Origin of the sequence: Streptomyces tauricus (assembly GCF_014650955.1) — a bacterium.
GTDB lineage: Bacteria > Actinomycetota > Actinomycetes > Streptomycetales > Streptomycetaceae > Streptomyces > Streptomyces tauricus.
This window is the reverse complement of record NZ_BMVY01000002.1, coordinates 343,097-361,641: the sequence shown is the minus strand read 5'-3', so window position 1 is coordinate 361,641 and position 18,545 is coordinate 343,097. Positions and strand designations below refer to the sequence as shown.

Below are 18,545 nucleotides of genomic sequence, written 5' to 3'. Positions count from 1 at the left end.
GGCTCAGGGGTGGTGGTGGAGTGGCGCGTGGGGTGGAGTGGCGCGGGCCGGGCCTCAGCCGGTGCGGGCCAGCTCCGGCCGCTTGGTGTAGTCGGTGAAGCCGATGACGTTGCCCCAGGGGTCGGCGACCTCGACGGTCCAGCCGGTGGCCACGGACAGGGGCGCGTCGAGGGGCTGGACGCCCGCGGCGGCGAGGGTGTCGGCGGTCTGCCTGGCGTCCCGCACCTCCAGCCACACCCGGGGGCACGCCCAGGAGGGCGGCCGGTGCCCGAGCTCGTGCTCCAGGCGCAGCAGCACGCCGGGCGTCTCCTTGCCGACCTTCAGCACGGCGATCCCGGCCTCGTCGAGCCGGAACCCGACGGTGAACCCGGCCCGCCGGTAGAAGTCCACGGCCTCGTCGAGATTGCCGACGGGGAGGAGGACGTTGTCGAATCCGAGCAGGTCGTACGACTCTTCGTCTGACATGTCGTCAGATTAGGTGCTGGGGTGGGGGCTACGGGGGAGGCGGCGGGGCGGGGACGGGACGGTCACCCGTGTGGCGCCTCGGTCACTCGTTCGGCTGAGCGCGCTGTCATTGCCCCTGGGTACGTTGAACCCACAGGCGAGACTCCGTCCCATGGGAGCAATGATGAGCGCCGCTTCGAGAACGGGCTCGACGACGAGCCTGAGTACCGCTGGCCGATCCCGCCCCCGGAGGGTTGGACCGCGGACGATCTCGACCGGATTCCGGGCCTCCCGCCGCACACGGAGTTGATCGACGGGAGCCTGGTTTTTGTGAGTCCGCAGACTCGTTTCCACTCACGCACGATGCGTCTGTTGGACAACGCCCTTCTGGATCAGGCGCCGGATCGCTTGGACGTCGACCGAGAGATGACGATCAAGCTTGATTCGAAGAACCGGCCGGAGCCGGGCATCCTGGTTTTCGAGGCATCAGAGGTGACCGGGACGGACCAGACCTGGTATCGACCGCAGGATGTCCTCCTGGCGGTCGAGGTCGTGTCTCCCGACTCCCGTGAGCGGGACCGCGAGGTCAAGCCCCGCAAGTACGCGGAAGCCGGGGTGCCGCATTTCTGGCGGGTCGAGAAGGACGAGGAGAAAGGGCTTCCCGTCGTCTACGTGTACGAACTCGACCCCGCCACGAAGTCCTACGGGCTCACCGGCATCTTCCACGACCGCCTCAAGACCACGGCACCCTTCGACATCGAGATCGATTTCACGGCGGTAGGCCGACGCCGGGGCACTTCCGGGGACACGGCACGCGGCTGACCGCCGGAGGCCGGGTCTCCGGCTAGTGGCCGAGCCCGTGCTTGACGACGCGCTGGGCCACGGTCCTGGCCGGGGCGGCCAGTTCGGCGGCGATTCGGGACTCCGTGCCGTCGTCCGTCGTCACGGTCGCCGGGAGGGGTGGGACGGTGAGCAGGCACTGGCGGCGCAGGTGGGTCGGGGGGTGGGTCGTGTCGACGCTGTGGCCGCGGAGGGCCGCCGCACGGCGCTGACGTTCGTACTCGCTCTCCGGGACGGAGGCCATGTGCGCGCTCAGGCGTTCCCACAGCCCCAGCCAGGGTTCCCGGTCCGCCGTGCCACGCCTGCTGACCTGCTGGGCGTTGGCTTCCCGCCGCAGCATGGTCTCGGCCGAGTCGAGGACGAGGAAGCGGTTCATGACCGCCGCCGCCGCGTCGGTGGACCCGGCGCGGGCGGCCATCGAGTCGGCGAGGTACTCGGCGCGCTGCGTGGCCCGCAGGGTCAACCGGTCCAGCAGCATCAGCAGTCCCTGGAGCAGGGCGCGCGGCAGAAGGAACACCAGGTTGACGAACGCCTCCACGAGCGTCGGGTTCGGGGTCGGGTCGACGTAGTAGCGCCAGGTGGTGAGGGAGCGGAGCGCGTTGCCGATGATCAGCCCGTGCCGGGTGTCGCCGTTGCTGTAGTGGCCGAGTTCGTGGCCGAGCAGGGCGATCCGTTCCTGCGGGGTGAGGATCTCCCAGAGCGGCACGCCGATCGTCAGCAGCCGGCGACCGCGTATCCCGTACGTCGTCACGCTCGCGTTCAGCTCGCTGCCGGCGGCGACCGTGTCCACGCCCCGGGTACCCGCGACGACGGCGACCTCGTCGATCAGCGCGAAGAGCGCGGGCGCGTCGGTGCGGGTGAGGAGGGGCTGATCGTCGGGCAGTTCGGAGAACCGCGGCCGCAGGGTCCAGGCCAACAGGCCGAGGACCGCGCCGAGGAACATCCCGGCGCCGCCCCACCCGGTGACGAGGAACCACACCGCGCCGACGGCCAGCGCGGCGGTGACTCCGTGCACGGCGAGCGCGATCAGGTAGGCCGCGAGGCCCGCGAAGTCGCGGCGCGGGCGCAGCGTCTCTCCGGCGGCGACCTCGGCGGCCAGCCGCTCGCCGTGACGGCGGGCGAGTCTTCGCCGCCGTCTCTCCAGGCGGCCCGGTTCCTCACCGGGCTGCTCCGGATCCACGTTCCAGTCACACCCGGCACACCAGGTGGTGAACCGCCCGTCCACCCGGATCTCGGCCCCGCACTGCGGACACGGCTGAGTTGTCTCTCCCACGGTCCCGACGCTGGTACTCACGCGACGCCTCCCTCTCCCCGGCCCCTCCCCAGAGGCCGCTCCGTCCTTGACCTGCCACAGCAGATCATTCCGCACCTTGACGACGGCTTCCGGGGTACGCGATCCGAGCGGCTGAGCGTGCTCAGGGGCGGCGCCCGGCTATCTCCTGCCGGACCGCGGTCAACAGAGAGCGGAAGCCCGCGAGGGGGACGGCGATCGTGGTTGCCGGGTCGTCGGATTCGCGGAGCTGGAGGGTTCCGTCGGGGGCGGTGGCGAGTTCCAGGCAGTTGCTGGCCTCGCTGCTGAACGAGGACTTCTGCCAGCGGAGTTCGGTCATGACGGGTCCTTTCGCGTCCGTGTCTGGCATACCGTCAGTTCAAGTGGCGTACCCCGGGTGCGTAGGGATGGGTGGGGCTTGTGCGCGACACTTGCCGCATTCGTTGCGAGACCACGGCCTAACCGGCTTCTCTATCCACCGTGCTCTCCGGCAAGATGTCCTGACCTGATTCTTTTCATACTTCACCCCTCCTCAGGAGCAGTCACCGTGAGCGAGCAGCCGTCTCAGCCGCAGCAGCCACCTAACCAGCCGCCCGGCTACGGCTATCCGAACTCCGGGGACACCCCGCCCGGTTACGGGTACCCGAACCCGGGTGCCGTTCCGCCCGGTGACGCCAACCCGTACGCGGCCGGGCAGCCGGGCCCCGGGCAGTACCAGCAGCCCGGGCAGCCGTACGGGGCTCCGCAGTCCGGGTATCAGCAGGGGCCGGGGTACCCGCCGCCCGGTGGATATCCCCCGCCCGGCGCCTACCCTCCCGGTACCTTCAACGGCGACCCCAACGCCCCCTACGGCTACGACCCTTACGGGCGCCCGTACTCCGACAAGTCGAAGATCATCGCGGGTGTCCTCCAGCTCTGCCTGGGCAGCCTCGGTGTCGGGCGGTTCTACATCGGCAGCGTCGGCATCGGCCTCGCCCAGCTCTTCACCTGCGGTGGGCTCGGGATCTGGGCCCTCATCGACGGGATCATGCTGCTGACGGGACACAACGCCACGGACGCCCAGGGCCGCCCCTTGCGCGGCTGAGCCGGCTCCCGTGCGCGCGGAACTGCTGCGGCACCCGGCGGCGGCACCCCTCGCGGTGCTCGTCGCCGGGGCCCTCGGCGCGGGCTATCTCTACGGCACCGACCCGCACGAGCCCGGCCATGTGCTGCCCGGCTGCCCGTTCCGGTTCATCACCGGGCTGCTCTGCCCGGCCTGCGGCGGCACCCGGATGACGTACGACCTGATGCACGGTCAGTTCGCCGCCGCCTGGCTCGACAACAGGGCGCTGCTCCTCGCCTCGCCGTTCGCCCTCGCGCTGTTGGGGCGCTGGCTGGTCGAAGGGCTGCGCGGGCGCCGATGGCAGCCCGAACTGAGCGCGCGTACGCAGGTGTTGGTGCTGTCGCTCGCCGTGGTGTGGGCCGTGGTTCGCAATATCGTGAACTGATTTAGGCATAACTTGATCACGGGATGGGAACAATAGAACGTTTACCCTCCCGACCGCCCCTCTGTTCTCCGTACGCTCACACGGCACAGGGGGGATGACGTGTACGCGGCTATGCCGTTATGCGATCTTCGGCGGTCTCCGTCGGGGGTCCCTCCTGGTTGTCTCCGGAGCGGGCCCGCCTCAGCTCCGGTCTCATTCAGAGCCATCCAGTGATCCAGGAGCACGTCTCATGACCGTCCCCACCCCTGCCACCCCGTACGGCGTCGACCCCCAGGGCCGCCCCTACTCGGACAAGTCGAAGATCGTCGCGGGCATCCTGCAGATCTTCCTCGGCACGCTCGGCATCGGCCGCTTCTACGTCGGTTCCGTCGGCGTGGGTGTCGCCCAGCTCCTCACCTGCGGTGGCCTGGGCTTCTGGGCGCTGATCGACGGCATCCTGTTCCTCACCAGCAACGACCGCACGGACAAGCAGGGTCGTGTGCTGCGTGGCTGAGGTCGGCCGCCGCAAGTGATTGTTGGACGTACATGAGGAGGGGCCCCACTCCGGCGGGAGTGGGGCCCCTCTCAGCTTGCGTACCGCAGACTCAGAAGCGGCGCGTGATCAGCGCCCTCTTCACTTCCTGGATCGCCTTGGTGACCTCGATACCGCGCGGGCAGGCGTCCGTGCAGTTGAACGTCGTGCGGCAACGCCACACGCCGTCCTTGTCGTTGAGGATCTCCAGGCGCTGCTCTCCGGCGTCGTCACGCGAGTCGAAGATGAAGCGGTGGGCGTTCACGATGGCGGCCGGGCCGAAGTACTGGCCGTCGTTCCAGAACACCGGGCACGAGGACGTGCACGCGGCGCAGAGGATGCACTTCGTCGTGTCGTCGAAGCGCTCCCGGTCCTCCGCCGTCTGCAGACGCTCGCGCGTCGGCTCGTTCGTCTCCTTCGTGACGAGGAACGGCATCACGTCGCGGTACGCCTGGAAGAAGGGCTCCATGTCCACGACCAGGTCCTTCAGCACGGTGAGGCCCTTGATGGGCTCGACCGTGATGGGCTTGGCCGGGTTGATGTCCTTGATCAGGGTCTTGCAGGCGAGACGGTTCTTGCCGTTGATCCGCATGGCGTCCGAGCCGCAGATGCCGTGCGCGCAGGACCGGCGGAAGGTCAGCGAACCGTCCAGGTCCCACTTGATCTTGTGCAGCGCGTCGAGGACACGCTCCTTGGGGTCGATCTCCAGCTGGAAGTCTTCCCAGACCGCTTCCGCCGAGTTCTCGGGGTTGAAGCGGCGGATGCGGAACGTGGCCGTGATGTACGGGGAGTCGGCGAAGCCGGGCTCGGGCGTGCCGGCCGCGTCGGCCTTGTCCAGGGTGGGGGTTGCCATCAGTACTTACGCTCCATCGGCTGGTAGCGGGTCTGCACGACCGGCTTGTAGTCGAGACGGATCGACTCGGTGCCGTCGTCGCCGACCTCGCGGTACGCCATGGTGTGGCGCATGAAGTTGACGTCGTCGCGGTTGGGGTAGTCCTCGCGGTAGTGACCGCCGCGGGACTCCTTGCGGGCGAGCGCGGACACGGCCATGACCTCGGCGAGGTCGAGCAGGTTGCCCAGCTCGACGGCCTCCAGGAGGTCGGTGTTGAACCGCTTGCCCTTGTCCTGGACGGACACGTTCAGGTAGCGCTCGCGCAGCTCGGCGATCTTCTCGACGGCCGTCTTGATCGTCTGCTCGGTGCGGAACACCATGACGTTGGCGTCCATGCACTCCTGCAGCTCGCGGCGGATGTCCGCCACGCGCTCGGTGCCCGTGGACGACCGCAGCCGCTCGATCTGCGTGACGACCAGCGAGGCCGGGTCCTCGGGCAGCTCGACGTGCCCGACGGTGGCCGAGTACTCCGCCGCCGCGATGCCCGCACGACGCCCGAACACGTTGATGTCGAGCAGCGAGTTCGTGCCGAGGCGGTTCGCCCCGTGCACGGAGACGCACGCGACCTCGCCGGCCGCGTACAGGCCCGGGACGACGGTGGTGTTGTCCGCCAGGACCTCACCCTCGACGTTCGTCGGGATGCCGCCCATGGCGTAGTGCGCGGTGGGCTGGATCGGGATCGGGTCCGTGTACGGCTCGATGCCGAGGTACGTACGCGCGAACTCCGTGATGTCGGGCAGCTTGGCGTCCAGCTGCTCCGGCGGGAGGTGCGTGAGGTCGAGGTAGACGTGGTCGCCCTCGGGACCGCAGCCGCGGCCCTCACGGATCTCCGTGTAGATGGAGCGGGACACGACGTCACGGGACGCGAGGTCCTTCATGACCGGCGCGTACTTCTCCATGAAGCGCTCGCCGTCCTTGTTGCGGAGGATGCCGCCCTCACCGCGGGCGCCCTCCGTCAGCAGGATGCCCATGCGCCAGATGCCGGTCGGGTGGAACTGGAAGAACTCCATGTCCTCCAGCGGAAGCCCGCGACGGTAGACCGCCGCCTGGCCGTCACCGGTCAGGGTGTGCGCGTTGGACGTCACCTTGAAGAACTTGCCGGTGCCGCCGGACGCGTAGATCACGGCCTTCGCCTGGAAGACGTGGATCTCACCGGTCGCCAGTTCGTAGGCGACGACGCCGGCCGACTTCTTGACGCCGTCGACCTCCACGAGGAGCTGGTCGAGGACGTAGAACTCGTTGAAGAACTCCACACCCTCCTTGACGCAGTTCTGGTAGAGCGTCTGGAGGATCATGTGGCCGGTGCGGTCCGCCGCGTAGCAGGACCGGCGCACCGGGGCCTCGCCGTGGTTGCGGGAGTGACCGCCGAAGCGGCGCTGGTCGATGGTGCCGTCCGGGGTCCGGTTGAACGGCAGGCCCATCTTCTCCAGGTCGAGGACCGCGTCGATGGCCTCCTTCGCCAGGATCTCGGCGGCGTCCTGGTCGACCAGGTAGTCGCCGCCCTTGATCGTGTCGAAGGTGTGCCACTCCCAGTTGTCCTCCTCCACGTTCGCCAGCGCGGCGGCCATACCGCCCTGCGCGGCGCCCGTGTGGGAGCGGGTGGGGTAGAGCTTCGTCAGCACGGCGGTCCGGCTGCGCTTCGTCGACTCGATGGCCGCGCGCATTCCGGCGCCGCCGGCGCCGACGATGACGGTGTCGTACTTGTGGATCTTCATGATTCTCGCAGCCCCGTGCCTAGCGGATGTTCGGGTCGAAGGTGAAGATCACCAGCGTGCCCAGCAGGATGGTGAACACCGTGGCGGTGTAGAGCAGGCCCTTGAGCCACAGCCGGGTGTCCGCGCGCTCCGCGTAGTCGTTGATGACCGTACGCAGGCCGTTGGCGCCGTGCAGCATCGCCAGCCAGAGCATCAACAGATCCCAGACCTGCCAGAACGGGGAGGCCCAGCGGCCCGCCACGAAGGCGAAGCCGATCTTGGAGACGCCGCCGTCGAGGACGAGCTGGATGAGCAGGTGGCCGAGGACCAGGACGACGAGGACGACGCCGGACAGCCGCATGAACAGCCAGCCGTACATCTCGAAGTTGCCGCGGGTGGACTTCGGGGTCTTCCTGGTCCGCTTGCGCGGGGCTTCGATGAGGGGCGCCGGGTTGTCGACATCGTAGAGGGACGCGCCCTCGACGGGGCCGATACCGGACGCGGTCTTCTCGGTGGTGCCTGTGTTGTTCGACATCTTGCGCGTCAGCTCCCGAAGACTTCACGAGCGGCGTGGCCGAGGACGGGGTACATGGCCCCGATCATCAGCACGACCCAGATGCCGACAACGGTCCAGAGCATCTGCTTCTGGTAGCGCGGGCCCTTCGACCAGAAGTCGACGGCGATCACCCGCAGGCCGTTGAGCGCGTGGAAGAGGATTGCGGCGACGAGGCCGTACTCCAGCAGCGCGACGATCGGCGTCTTGTAGGTGGCTACGACCTTGTCGTAGTCCTGGGGAGAGACACGGACAAGAGCGGTGTCCAGCACGTGTACGAACAGGAAGAAGAAGATGAGGACGCCGGTGACTCGATGAGCCACCCAGGACCACATTCCTTCCCGGCCGCGGTACAGCGTTCCAGCCGGCACGGAAGAACCCTCCGGGAGCGGGGATTGGGGCCTGCCGGCTTCGATGTCGACCTGGCCCGGCCGGGTACGGTCCACCGGCCCTGGCCATCGTAGCGACGTGTTGTCGGAACGTTTACGGCGGGCCTACCGATGTGATCGAACTGGCAGGCAAAGAGGTACGTATGGGCTATTCCGGATGCGTTGTCTGTACGCGCCGTTCCCCGCGCCCCCAGAAGCCGAAGACTGCGCCGTTCCCCGCGCCCCTCAACGGCAAAAGATTGCGCCGTTCCCCGCGCCCCTAGAGGCGGAAAGCCAGAGACTGCGCCGTTCCCCGCGCCCCTAAAGGGGCGATCTCGTCAGGCGGCCTCTGGTCAGGCGGCGTAGTTCTTCTGCCGCGAGGGTCAGTTCCTTGTCCGGGTCGTTGGACAGGCGGGCGCTGATCTCGGTCAGGACCAGGTCGGGGGACTCCTCCGCGGGCGTGTCGTCCAGGCAGATGACGAAGACATGGCCGAAACGGCTCTCGTACGCCGCGTGGGCGGCGCTCAGGGCCGTGTGCGCCGCGGAGTACGCGCCCTCCGGGAGGAGCGTGAGGGATTCGCAGGCCAGGGCCTCGGTGACATCGGCCGGCGTCAGGTCGTACGCCGCCTCGTCGGACGCGGCCAGCAGGGCGTCCAGGTCGGGATAGGGGCGGTGCGCCGCGATACGGCGGGCCCAGTGGGAGCTGCCGCAGCAGGCCAGGAGCGTGCGCTCGGCCTCGTCCGCGGGCATGGCGTTGAACCGGGCCAGGCCGGTGGGGCGGTGCCCGGGCGACTCCGGTGTGGCGACGGCCTGGCCGGGGAGACGGGAAGGACGGTGCGCGGGCAGCGTGGGTTCCTCAGGGAATCAGGAGGAGCAAGGGAGGCGAGGGGGTCAAGTGAGAGGTGTGGTTTCACGCTATCGAGGCTTGGCGGTAGCTGTCCGAGAGATGCCCGAACTTCACCCGTAAGGGAGAGTTTCAGGACAGACGGTGGACAGCGGCACCGGACGCCGGGGCTTAGGTTCACAACGGAGGTACAGCCTACGGGGACAGCACGGGGACGGTTTCGGGAGAGCGCGGGAGAGTGAGTGGTCTGTGGCGAACGGGCGTAGGCGCAAAGGGACGGCATCGGTCCACAGGAAGCCCCTGCTGGTCGGCGCGGGCGTCGTGGCGGTCGTGGCGGGCGCGGCGCTGACCGTCGGGCTCTGGCCGAGCGGCGACTCGGGCACGCCCTCGACCCGGCGGCCCACCGGGGAGAGGAGCGCCCTGGCGCCGGCGGCCTCCCCGTCCCCGTCACCCAGTCGGACGTATCCGATGTCGCGGACGCCCCGGACGATACCGGCCGTCCGCGAGCACACCCCCGCCCGCGGACCCGGCTGGCGGCCCGCGAAGGGCGGGCGCGTGGTCGTGGGCGACACCGCGCTCGCCGACGAGGGGCGGCTCCTCGCCGAGGAGCTGGGGCTGACCTACGCGGGCGAGGAAGAGGCCCGTGCCGGGGACGTCGGGCTGAACCTCACGGACGAGGACGCGAACGCCGAGTCGTACACGCTGCGGGTGGCGGACGGGCGGGTGCGGATCAGCGGTACGGAGGAGGCGGGCGTCTTCTACGGCACCCGCACGCTCAAGCAGGAGGTCCAGGGGAACGCCACGGCGCCCGAGGGCGTCGTACGCGACTCGCCGGCCAAGCCGCAGCGCGGGTTCATGCTGGACATCGCGCGCAAGCATTTCACCGCGGCCTGGATCGAGGACCGGATACGTGAGCTGGGCGACCTGAAGTACAACCAGCTCGGGCTGCACTTCTCCGACGACCAGGGCTTCCGGATAGCCTCCGACTCGCATCCCGAGGTCGTCTCGAAGGAACATCTGACCAAGGCCGAGGTGCGGCGCATCCTCGCCCTCGCGAAGAGCCGGCACATCGCCGTCGTGCCCGAGATCGACTCGCCCGGACACCTCGGCGCGGTGATCGCCGCGCACCCGGACCTCCAGCTCCGCAACACCGCGGGGGTCGCCTCGAAGGGGGCGATGGACATCTCCAAGCCGGCCGCGGGGAAGATCGTCGACGAGCTGCTGAACGAGTACGCCGACCTGTTCCCCGGCCCGTACTGGCACCTCGGCGCCGACGAGTACCAGGCGCTGACGGTGTCGGACCCGGCGGCCTCGTACCCGCAGCTGGCCGCCGCCGCGACGAAGGCGTACGGATCCGGCGCCGGGATCGCCGACCTGGCGACCGGGTGGCTCAACGACCGGGCCGACACCATGCGCGGCCACGACCGGACCATGCGCGCCTGGAACGACGGGATCTTCGCCGGGGGCACCGTCCAGGCCGACGAGGACCTCCAGGTCGCGTACTGGACCGGCAAGGAGATCGGCGCGCGGCAGCCGACAGAGTACCTGCGGTCCGGGCGCGAGATGCTGAACTACAACGACGAGTACCTGTACTACGTCCTCGGGCAGCCCAACACCTTCGTCTACCCGACCGGGCAGCGCATCTACGAGCAGTGGACGCCCCTCGTCGTACGCGGGACGAAGCCGGTGTCCAAGGAGTACGACGACCAGATCCTCGGCGCGTCCTTCGCCGTCTGGTGCGACCTGTCGGGCTCCCAGACGCAGGCCCAGGTGGCGGCGGGGATCCGGATGCCGCTGCGGGCGCTGACGCAGAAGCTGTGGGACCCGCGGACCCCCACTGCCTCGTGGGCCGACTTCAAGGCGCTGGCGGGAAAGCTGGACTGAGGGCCGCGGGTGCCGTGCCCGGCCAGGTCGGAGGGCATGGCCCCGGCGAATCCGAGTGGACGGGCGGGGCGCGCGAAACGTATCTTCCGGGAGCCGCGCGAGGCCTCTGGGGAGAGGGCGCGCCCGGCCTCTTCGTCCGAGTGCCCTTCCGGCACTCCTCGTTCACGCACCCTCGGGGGACCGCTCACCCATGCTCTGTGCCCACTGCCGTCAGAACGCCGCGAGACCGGGCGGCCCCCTTTGTGAGAACTGCGCCGCCGCAGGCGTTCAGCCCGTACAGCCCGCTCCGCCCGTACAGGCCGCTCCGCCCGTGCAGCCCGTGCAGACGGGGGAGTACGGCGGGGCGCCCATGCAGCTGCCGCACGGGCCCGCCTGGCTGCGCTCGCCCGTCGGGCTCGGGAAGGCCGCCGCCGTGGCGGTCGGGGTGGCCGCCGCCACCGACCTCTTCGCGGTCTGGTCCGGCTATGTGTCCTACGACGTCGCGGACCGGCTGGTGGGCGACGGGTTCGGCGCCGTGCCCGTGACGGAGGTCGACCGTGCGGACACGATCTACACCGCGACCGGGGTCGTGCAGACGGTCGCGTTCGTCGTGGCCATCGTCCTGTTCCTGGTCTGGTTCCAGCGGGTACGCGTCAACGCCGAGGTGTTCGACCCGTTCGGGCACCGGATGAAGCGCGGCTGGACCTGCGGGAGCTGGTTCGTGCCGATCGTCAACCTGTGGTTCCCGCGCCGGATCATGGAGGACGTCTGGGACGCCAGCGTCCCGGCGGGGCGGGCGTCCCACGGTCTGGTGAACGGCTGGTGGGCGTTCTGGTTGCTCGCGTTGTTCACCGACCGGTACGGGGCCACCGCGTACCGCCGCGCCGAGACGCCGGGGGACGTCCGGGACGCCTTCGGGGCGGTGATCCTCTCGGACGTGGCCCATCTGGTCGCCGGTGTGCTCGCCGTCCTCGTGATCCTGCGCCTCACGCGTATGCAGGACGAGAAGGCCCGTGGCGGCGCCTTGACCGTAGCTGTGTAGTTTCTGGCGCCTTGCGTGTTCCGGTGGCGAACTACTGTGCCCGTGTGGTGTATTCGGCGCTGGCCGGACCGACACACCGGGGGGAGCGGCATGGGCTACTGGGGGTATTTCGTCGTCGGCAGAAGCGAGCGCCCGCTCGCGGAGCTGGGCGCGTTGTCGGGTGCGGCGGGCATGACGCTGCACGAGACGGCGGACGACGGCTGGCAGGTCTGGGAGTACCCGAACGCTCCCGACGGCGGCGCCTCGGACGTGGGGAACATGAACGCCCTGGCGGAGGAGACGGGCGCGCCCGCGCTCTTCGGATACGTCATGGACAGCGACTGCGTGGTCGTCGAGGCGGCCGCGCCCGACAGCGGGGCCTGGACGACCTGCCTGGCCAGGGACGCGATGGCCGGATATCTGGGCGGGAACGAGGACGGGCTGGCCGTCGACGACTTCTTCCTCGAACCGCGTGACGCCGTCGTGCGGGCGCTCGCCTGGGCCGCCGAATCGGGCCGCGACGCGTCGGAGGAACGGCTGCTCGACGTGCTCAGTTCCGACGCCAACCCCTCGGCCGAGATGCTGTTCTTCCGGTTCCTGGACCGCCTGGGCGTCATCCCCATGTAGATTTCGGCCACTTCGCACTGTGACGTTCCGGCCACGGTGCACGCAGTAAGGGGAAGTGCGGGCTCCGCGACCGGCGGCGGCCCCCCCCGAGGGAGGCGTGATGAGCCTGGTGGAACTGATCGCTCAGGCCGACGAGCTGGGTCTCGCGGCCGGCGGTCTGGCGTGCCTGGACAGGTGCGTGCCCCTGTTGGGCGGCGACGACGAGATCCTGCGCCCTCTGTGGGCGAGCCTCGCCGAGTCCGAGGAGGGGTTCCGGGACTGGGGCGAGTGCGTCGAGCAGGTACGCGCCAAGCTCTACGTGGTGGACGGCCCGGCGGGTACCGGGTCGGCCGAGGGCGAGGCCGTCGTGCTGACGCACCGCATGCTCGGCGCGGCCCCGGCGGAGCGGACCGCCGCGAACCTGCGCAAGTGGGCCGACGTCTGCTCGGTCGCCGCGCTCCAGATCCACGGCCTCCTCGACGCCACGGCGCGCGCCGAGTCCGACGGCGCGTCCTCGGTGGCGGACCGGCGCGAGGGCCGTACGCAGGACATGTCGCCGCTCGTCGCCGCCGAACTGCGCCGCCAGATCAGCGTCCTTGAACTGGTCGCGGCGCACGGCCCCGCGGGTCTGCGCCAGGCGCGTGAGCTCACCACCGAGGGCCGGCGCGTCCTGCGCGCCGTGGTCTCCCGCCGGGCCCGCGGACGCGCCTGAGCGCCCGCACGAACCCGTACAGGCGTGCCCGTACGCGAGAGTCCGTACGTGCGAGCCGGTACATGCGAGCCCGTGCACACAGCAGGCCGGGACCCTGTTCCGTACAGGGTCCCGGCCTGCTGTCCGTGGTGCGTGGTGCGCGTGTCTACGGGGTCAGGACCTGGCCCAGTCGCGCGGCCGTCGCCGTGCCCAGCTGCGTGACGCCGTAGTACGCCGACTTGGCGACGGAGACACCCGAGGCCGTGCTCGGCAGGTACAGCAGCGTGCCGTTGTACGCGTCCTCGCCCTCCGCGCCGATGAGCAGGTGCGCGCGGCCCTGGCCGGAGAAGTCCGTCAGCGAGACGGACGAACCCAGCTTGTCGTCCTTCTCCGTGGACCCGGCGATCCCCGTCGTGTCCTGGGAGTAGGACAGCGAACCGGTGCCGGTGAGGCCGGTCGAGGCGCCCTTGAGGAGCCAGACCGCGCCCGCGTTGGCCTTGTTGGCGCCGCTGCGGGTGATGTCCTCGTTCGGGGCGCCCGTGAGGACGTCCGCGAAGCCGTCGGCGTTGAAGTCGCCCACGGAGACCGAGGTGCCCATCGCGTCACCGGACTCGTTGGCGCCCTCGACACCCGTCGTGCTCTGGGTGATCTTCGTCAGCCCGGTGGTGGTGAACCCGGTCGACGTGCCCGGGACCATGGTGACCTGGCCGCCGGAGATCGCGCCGGACTCGGAGGCGTACGGCTGGCCGATGACGATGTCGTCGTAGCCGTTGCCGTTCACGTCGCCCGCGGCGAGCGAGCGCCCGCCCTTGACGGAGAGCGTGGACACCTTCGACAGGCCCAGCGACTTGGACCCCTTGAACCAGGTGACCTTGCCGACGCCGGACGCGTCGCGGTAGTTGAGCGCCACGTCCGCGTAGCCGTCCCGGTTGAAGTCGCCGGTCGCGGCGTCCGCGTACCCGAGGGCGCCGGAGGCGGTGGTGAGGTCGCCGGCGACCTCGTGGCCGTCGTCGAAGCGGGCCGCCCAGTTGCCGCCCGTACCGGTGGCCGCGGTGAAGACGTCCGCCTTGCCGTCGGCGTTGAAGTCGCCGACCGCGACGGTCGCGCCGAACCGCGCGGAGACCGGCTCGTAGTCGTCGCCCAGCGCCATGGTGTCCGCGCCGGAGTCGAACTTGGGCCCGTACAGGATCGTTACGGCGCCGCGGTCCGCGTGGCCGGTCGTGTCGTCCTCACCGGGAGCGCCGATCGCGATGTCCGCGTAGCCGTCGGCGTTGATGTCGCCCCAGGCGGTGGCCGTGCCCCACTGGTCGCCCGACTCGGCGGCGCCCGGCACCTCGGCGGTGCCCTGGTTGAGCTTCACCTTCGAGGCCGACACGGGGCCGTTGAGACCGCCCGGCACGAGGGTGAGCCAGCCGCTGCCCTGCTTCGGCGTGGCGGCGATGAGATCGCTGATGCCGTCACCGTTGAAGTCGGCCGTCGGGACCGCGGAGTTCTTACCCGGGCTGGACGCGTACCGGCGGATCTCGCTCAGCTTCGAGTAGAGGTTCTTGCCGGGGCACTCGGTGGCGAAGCCGTCGCGGTGGCCGGAGATGGTGTTCAGCGTGGCCTGCTCGCCCGCCTTCCACACCTCCGTGTCGGCGGCGGCGGTCAGCGTGACCTGGCCGCTCGGGTTGCCGCCGTACTGGCCGAGCTTCCACGCGGCGACGCGCGCCACGGACTCCAGGGCGGCCCGGGTCGGCTTGCCCGCGGCCTTCGCCGCGGTGGTGGAGGTGGCGGCGGCGCCCTCGAAGTCACCGAGGACGGCGATGCCTGCCGAGTCGCCGTTGAAGCCGTACGTGTGGGCGCCGCGCACCGGCAGGTCGATGCCGCCCGCGCGGCCCTCGAAGATCCGGCCGCACTTGTCGACCAGGAAGTTGTAGCCGATGTCGTTCCACAGCTCGGTCTGCACGTGGTACGCCATGATGCCGCGCACCAGCGCCGGGGACTCGGCGCAGCTGTAGTCGTTCGTACCGACCGTGTGGTGGACGAAGACCGCGCTGACCTTGTCGATGTACTCCGGCGCGTCCTTGACCGTCGACTCGGCGGCACCCCACTGGGCGCGGGGGACGATGTGCGGCTGCGTCACCGTGGACGGCGGCGGTGACGGGACCGGGTCGGGCGTCGGGGAGGCCGTGGCGCTCTCCGACGCGCTTTCCGTGACGCTCTCGGCGGGTGACGCCGGAGCGCTCGTCGTGTCGGCCGTACCCGTGGGTTCCGTGCCGGTGGGATCCGCCGGGGACGCGGAGCCCGGGGCGGTGTCGGCCGGGGCCGGGGAGCCGGTCGGATCCTCGGCGGCGAAGGCGGCGCTGTCCAGGGAGAGACCCGTGGTCGTGCCCAGCGCCTCGTTCTTCGCCTCGGCGGAGGTCACACCGGGATCCACGAGGCTCAGCTCAAGTCCCTTGGGCAGCCCGGAACTGGTGGCTCCGTCGGCCGCCACCACCCGCGCCTCGACGCCGTCGCTCGGGCCGACCCAGAGCGGATCGGACGCGCCGCGCGCGTCCTTGGCGCCCGGCTCCGCCTTGTCGACCGGGTGGAGTTCCAGGTCCAGGTTCTGCCAGCCGGTCCACTCGCCCGAACCGAGGTCGCGGGTCCGTACCTGGGCGGTGCCGTCGAGTTCGGTCTTCGCGCCGGTCCAGGAGATGCCGAGCAGCGAGAACTGGGCGGTGCTCGTCCGCTCCACCTCGCGGCGGCCCGTGCCCTCGCTGCTCATCGTCAGCTCGTGCACCTTCACGGGCCGCTTGCCGCGCGAGGCGTCCACCGACGGGTCGTCACCCGGGTTCGCCACGGCGTACGTCACGGCGCCCGCCCCGGCCAGCACCACGGCCCCTGTCGTCAGCCACGCTCTCCGCTTCAGACTCAGCGGTTTGTACGCATGACTCGTCCGGCGACTCAAATACCCCACCCCTAGAAAAGCAGCACAAAAAACCCACCTGTCACACAGGTGGCTTCTTAATTCAGCGCCGACACCGGACCAAACATCACCCAACAGGGCTGTGCGGTGCGTCACTCCGAAGCGGGTGAGATAGCTGGGAGGGATGGAAGGTTGTACGGATTCCGATGAATTGCCGCGTGACCTTTGTCACCATGGGGACGTGTGATGTTCGGGTCACCCCGTCCGCTTGGTGTTGCGGACCGGCCGTGGCTCTCGCGGTCCGGACGTGGCCGAGTGAGGGGGCGCAGGCGTGGTGGGGACGAGTACGGAGTCGGGAGAGCCACCGCGCGCGGCCCGCAGGCTCTCGGCCGACCTGCGGATGCGGCAGCACGCGGCACGGTTCGTACGGGACGTCACGGCCCGCAACCGACTGCCGCTGGACTACTCCGTCGCGAGCCTGCGCGTCGTCGACTTCATCGTCGACGGGCTGCGCAGGAGCGGCCGGGACCACGCGGCCGTGGGGCGGGTGCTGTTCGGGCTCGGGGTGTACGCGGGCGAGGTGCTGGTGCGGCGGGCCGGTGCGGCGTGGGTCGAGTTCGACCCGGGGCAGCGGGAGTTGTTCGGCCAGCCGGTGGGCGTACGGATGCCGGACGGGCGGGTGTGGAATCCGCTGGGCAAGGTCGTCAAGCGGTTCGAGGCGGGGGAGCGGGAGTCCCTGCGCACGTTCTATCTGCAGTTGCACGGGCGGGCGCGGGCCGGACTGCCGGGCCCGGCAGGGAAGTCGGGGTGGGCGGCGGCGGACCGTGACCGAGGGGCTGAAACTGACGGGCTGTGACATTTCCGCGCCGTCCGGCGCAGATGACCTTGAGGGTGTGTGTGATCGCATCGGTCCGCGCCGCGTCGTGCGGGTGCGGTACAGGAAGTCCGAACCCGGTGCGAACGAGGCAGTGTTGGGCCAGGGAGGGGAGTCCCGCCGCGTGCGGTCGTCCGACGGGGAGCTGGGCGTGGCCGTCGCGCGGGCGCAGCAGGGGGACGAGGACGCCTTCGCGGTCGCGTACCGGATCGTGCAGCCAGGACTGCTCGGGTATCTGCGGGGCCTGGTCGGCGCCGAGGCGGAGGACGTGGCCTCGGACGCGTGGCTGGAGATCGCCCGTGACCTGGGCCGGTTCCGCGGGGACGGGGCGGGGTTCCGCGGCTGGACCGCGACCATCGCCAGGCACCGGGCGCTCGATCACTTGCGGCGGCAGAAGGTACGGCCGCGGGCGTCCGAGCTCGAACAGGACATGTTCGACCTGCCCTCGGCCCAGAGCACGGACGACCAGGCCCTGGAGTCCCTGGGTACGCAGTACGCCCTCGAACTCCTCTCGACCCTGCCGCGCGACCAGGCCGAGGCCGTCCTGCTGCGGGTCGTCGTCGGTCTCGACGGTCCGGCGGCCGGACGGGTCCTGGGCAAACGCCCCGGCGCGGTACGCACCGCCGCCTACCGGGGTCTGAAGCGGCTGGCGCTGCGCCTCGACACCGAGGGTGTGACGGAAGACGGGCCCCGGACGCTGGGGGAGTCGGGATGAACGGCAGACAGTCCTCCGGCGGCGGAAGTGGATGCGGACATGGGTGAACGAGAGGGCGACAGCACCCGCCCGGACCTCGGTGCCCTGCTCGCCGCCGCCGTACGGGGCGAGGAAGTGGACGCCGACGCCGAGAAGCGGGCCCTCGCCGCGTTCCGGGACGCCCGGGACGAGGGGGCGCACGGCGCGGTCCGTACCCGGCGCCGGGACGACTGGCGGCCAGCGGGCGAGCGGCGCGGCTGGTCGCTGCGGACGACGCTGGTCGCGCTGGCGGCGAGCGTGACGCTCGGCGGGGTGGCGGTCGCGGCCATCGGCTCGGGCGTGGGCGGGCGGGACGACGGGGGTGAGCGGGACGGGGACCGGCTGCCGTCGAGCAGTTCCGCGGCCGACCCCGGCGCCCCGGCCGGTGTCGGCACACCCGGTGCGGCCGGTGCGTCCGGTACATCCGGTGCGGCCGGGTCCGGTTCGGCCGACCGGCCCTGGACCGCTCAGGACACCGCGGCCCACTGCCGCGCGTACGACTCCGTCAAGAAGCGGGGCAAGGCGCTCGACTCGACCGCCTGGCAGCGGCTGGTCCGGGCCGCGGGCGGCGAGGACGAGGTGGCGGCGTACTGCGCGGCGCAGTCGACCGAGGCGAAGGAAAAGAAGAACAGCAAGAGCGGCAAGGACGGCAAGAGCGCCAAGGAAGCCGAGAAGGCGGAGAAGGCCGAGAAGGCTGAGGCGCGTGAATCGGCCAAGCCGTCGAAGACGCCGGGCAACGGTGTCACGCGGAGCCCGAAGGCTGAGAAGAGCGCGAAGAGCGCGAAGAGCGCCAAGAACACGAAGAGCGCGAAGTAGCGAGAGCGGTTGAGGGTGCGGAGCGCCGGCTCCGCCGATGGCAACGGCCGGGGCCGCCACCCCCCACAGGAGAGGCCCCGGCCGTCGCGCGGCACGGGCCGCGCGGCGGCCCGTACTCTCCTCAGCGCCGACGGTGCGTTTTGTGTCA

General features: G+C 70.5%; 19 protein-coding genes and 1 pseudogene. 11 read left to right on the top strand and 9 right to left on the bottom strand.

The annotated features are described in order from the left end of the window. Positions 1 to 54 precede the first annotated feature (54 nt). Positions 55 to 465 carry a VOC family protein gene (locus IE278_RS06245; protein ID WP_189769577.1) on the bottom strand — a complete coding sequence of 137 codons (411 nt, stop codon included), beginning with the start codon at positions 463 to 465 and terminating at the stop codon, positions 55 to 57. 151 nt (positions 466 to 616) lie between these two features. Between IE278_RS06245 and IE278_RS06240 the strand changes: the two are divergent. Next, a pseudogene (locus IE278_RS06240) lies at positions 617 to 1,266 on the top strand (Uma2 family endonuclease). Positions 1,267 to 1,288: 22 nt separating this feature from the next. Here the strand turns inward: IE278_RS06240 and IE278_RS06235 are convergent. Further along, a complete protein-coding gene (locus IE278_RS06235) occupies positions 1,289 to 2,578 on the bottom strand; it encodes a M48 family metallopeptidase (RefSeq protein WP_189769576.1) in 1,290 nt (429 codons plus the stop codon). A gap of 121 nt (positions 2,579 to 2,699) precedes the next feature. After that, positions 2,700 to 2,894: a DUF397 domain-containing protein gene (locus tag IE278_RS06230; protein WP_189769575.1), complete on the bottom strand. Its 195-nt coding sequence runs from the start codon at positions 2,892 to 2,894 to the stop codon at positions 2,700 to 2,702. Positions 2,895 to 3,101: 207 nt separating this feature from the next. Between IE278_RS06230 and IE278_RS06225 the strand changes: the two genes are divergently transcribed. From IE278_RS06225 to IE278_RS06215, 3 genes are all read left to right on the top strand, one after another. Then, positions 3,102 to 3,638: a TM2 domain-containing protein gene (locus IE278_RS06225; protein ID WP_189769573.1), complete on the top strand. Its 537-nt coding sequence runs from the start codon at positions 3,102 to 3,104 to the stop codon at positions 3,636 to 3,638. Between the two features lie 10 nt (positions 3,639 to 3,648). Beyond that, positions 3,649 to 4,041 carry a DUF2752 domain-containing protein gene (locus tag IE278_RS06220; RefSeq protein ID WP_189769571.1) on the top strand — a complete coding sequence of 131 codons (393 nt, stop codon included), beginning with the start codon at positions 3,649 to 3,651 and terminating at the stop codon, positions 4,039 to 4,041. Positions 4,042 to 4,270: 229 nt separating this feature from the next. Continuing rightward, positions 4,271 to 4,534, top strand: coding sequence for a TM2 domain-containing protein (locus IE278_RS06215; protein ID WP_107015768.1), 264 nt, complete (start codon positions 4,271 to 4,273; stop codon positions 4,532 to 4,534). A gap of 91 nt (positions 4,535 to 4,625) precedes the next feature. Here the strand turns inward: IE278_RS06215 and IE278_RS06210 are convergent, their stop codons facing one another. The 5 genes from IE278_RS06210 to IE278_RS06190 all read right to left on the bottom strand — a co-directional run bounded on the left by IE278_RS06210 (position 4,626) and on the right by IE278_RS06190 (position 8,809). Next, positions 4,626 to 5,405 (bottom strand): succinate dehydrogenase iron-sulfur subunit, encoded by a 780-nt coding sequence (locus tag IE278_RS06210; RefSeq protein ID WP_189769569.1) that lies wholly within the window; start codon positions 5,403 to 5,405, stop codon positions 4,626 to 4,628. Then, a complete protein-coding gene (sdhA, locus tag IE278_RS06205) occupies positions 5,405 to 7,159 on the bottom strand; it encodes a succinate dehydrogenase flavoprotein subunit (RefSeq protein ID WP_189769566.1) in 1,755 nt (584 codons plus the stop codon). Before sdhA ends, IE278_RS06210 begins: the two co-directional genes overlap by 1 nt. A 19-nt stretch (positions 7,160 to 7,178) precedes the next feature. Continuing rightward, on the bottom strand, positions 7,179 to 7,673 hold the full coding sequence (locus IE278_RS06200; protein ID WP_189769564.1) for a succinate dehydrogenase hydrophobic membrane anchor subunit: 495 nt from the start codon (positions 7,671 to 7,673) through the stop codon (positions 7,179 to 7,181). Between the two features lie 8 nt (positions 7,674 to 7,681). Beyond that, positions 7,682 to 8,062: a succinate dehydrogenase, cytochrome b556 subunit gene (gene sdhC / locus IE278_RS06195; protein WP_189769562.1), complete on the bottom strand. Its 381-nt coding sequence runs from the start codon at positions 8,060 to 8,062 to the stop codon at positions 7,682 to 7,684. Between the two features lie 318 nt (positions 8,063 to 8,380). Then, on the bottom strand, positions 8,381 to 8,809 hold the full coding sequence (locus tag IE278_RS06190; RefSeq protein WP_246570004.1) for a 2-oxo-4-hydroxy-4-carboxy-5-ureidoimidazoline decarboxylase: 429 nt from the start codon (positions 8,807 to 8,809) through the stop codon (positions 8,381 to 8,383). Positions 8,810 to 9,152: 343 nt separating this feature from the next. Here IE278_RS06190 and IE278_RS06185 point away from each other — a divergent pair, with 343 nt between their 5' ends. The 4 genes from IE278_RS06185 (at position 9,153) to IE278_RS06170 (ending at position 13,105) form a co-directional block, all read left to right on the top strand. After that, complete coding sequence (locus IE278_RS06185) at positions 9,153 to 10,787, top strand: beta-N-acetylhexosaminidase (protein ID WP_373311913.1); 1,635 nt, start codon at positions 9,153 to 9,155, stop codon at positions 10,785 to 10,787. A 310-nt stretch (positions 10,788 to 11,097) separates the two neighbouring features. Beyond that, on the top strand, positions 11,098 to 11,808 hold the full coding sequence (locus tag IE278_RS06180; RefSeq protein WP_246570002.1) for a DUF4328 domain-containing protein: 711 nt from the start codon (positions 11,098 to 11,100) through the stop codon (positions 11,806 to 11,808). Positions 11,809 to 11,898: 90 nt separating this feature from the next. Next, positions 11,899 to 12,414 (top strand): hypothetical protein, encoded by a 516-nt coding sequence (locus tag IE278_RS06175; RefSeq protein WP_189769557.1) that lies wholly within the window; start codon positions 11,899 to 11,901, stop codon positions 12,412 to 12,414. A gap of 100 nt (positions 12,415 to 12,514) precedes the next feature. Continuing rightward, positions 12,515 to 13,105 carry a hypothetical protein gene (locus IE278_RS06170; RefSeq protein ID WP_189769555.1) on the top strand — a complete coding sequence of 197 codons (591 nt, stop codon included), beginning with the start codon at positions 12,515 to 12,517 and terminating at the stop codon, positions 13,103 to 13,105. 145 nt (positions 13,106 to 13,250) lie between these two features. Here the strand turns inward: IE278_RS06170 and IE278_RS06165 are convergent, their stop codons facing one another. After that, complete coding sequence (locus tag IE278_RS06165; RefSeq protein WP_308434877.1) at positions 13,251 to 15,944, bottom strand: FG-GAP-like repeat-containing protein; 2,694 nt, start codon at positions 15,942 to 15,944, stop codon at positions 13,251 to 13,253. Positions 15,945 to 16,374: 430 nt separating this feature from the next. On the opposite strand from IE278_RS06165, the gene IE278_RS06160 reads away from it, so the two are divergent. The 3 genes from IE278_RS06160 to IE278_RS06150 all read left to right on the top strand — a co-directional run bounded on the left by IE278_RS06160 (position 16,375) and on the right by IE278_RS06150 (position 18,397). Continuing rightward, complete coding sequence (locus IE278_RS06160; RefSeq protein WP_246570070.1) at positions 16,375 to 16,830, top strand: hypothetical protein; 456 nt, start codon at positions 16,375 to 16,377, stop codon at positions 16,828 to 16,830. A gap of 115 nt (positions 16,831 to 16,945) precedes the next feature. After that, positions 16,946 to 17,563: an RNA polymerase sigma factor gene (locus IE278_RS06155; protein WP_189769552.1), complete on the top strand. Its 618-nt coding sequence runs from the start codon at positions 16,946 to 16,948 to the stop codon at positions 17,561 to 17,563. A gap of 39 nt (positions 17,564 to 17,602) precedes the next feature. After that, positions 17,603 to 18,397: a hypothetical protein gene (locus tag IE278_RS06150; protein WP_189769550.1), complete on the top strand. Its 795-nt coding sequence runs from the start codon at positions 17,603 to 17,605 to the stop codon at positions 18,395 to 18,397. Positions 18,398 to 18,545 lie beyond the last annotated feature (148 nt).

Bases quoted from the DNA above. Each gene is read 5' to 3' on its own strand.
- IE278_RS06175 (WP_189769557.1), top strand. From the start codon at position 11,899: ATGGGCTACTGGGGGTATTTCGTCGTCGGCAGAAGCGAGCGCCCGCTC.
- sdhA (WP_189769566.1), bottom strand. From the start codon at position 7,159: ATGAAGATCCACAAGTACGACACCGTCATCGTCGGCGCCGGCGGCGCC.
- IE278_RS06170 (WP_189769555.1), top strand. From the start codon at position 12,515: ATGAGCCTGGTGGAACTGATCGCTCAGGCCGACGAGCTGGGTCTCGCG.
- IE278_RS06215 (WP_107015768.1), top strand. From the start codon at position 4,271: ATGACCGTCCCCACCCCTGCCACCCCGTACGGCGTCGACCCCCAGGGC.
- IE278_RS06200 (WP_189769564.1), bottom strand. From the start codon at position 7,673: ATGTCGAACAACACAGGCACCACCGAGAAGACCGCGTCCGGTATCGGC.
- IE278_RS06160 (WP_246570070.1), top strand. From the start codon at position 16,375: ATGCGGCAGCACGCGGCACGGTTCGTACGGGACGTCACGGCCCGCAAC.
- IE278_RS06230 (WP_189769575.1), bottom strand. From the start codon at position 2,894: ATGACCGAACTCCGCTGGCAGAAGTCCTCGTTCAGCAGCGAGGCCAGC.
- IE278_RS06150 (WP_189769550.1), top strand. From the start codon at position 17,603: ATGGGTGAACGAGAGGGCGACAGCACCCGCCCGGACCTCGGTGCCCTG.
- IE278_RS06210 (WP_189769569.1), bottom strand. From the start codon at position 5,405: ATGGCAACCCCCACCCTGGACAAGGCCGACGCGGCCGGCACGCCCGAG.
- IE278_RS06190 (WP_246570004.1), bottom strand. From the start codon at position 8,809: ATGCCCGCGGACGAGGCCGAGCGCACGCTCCTGGCCTGCTGCGGCAGC.
- IE278_RS06245 (WP_189769577.1), bottom strand. From the start codon at position 465: ATGTCAGACGAAGAGTCGTACGACCTGCTCGGATTCGACAACGTCCTC.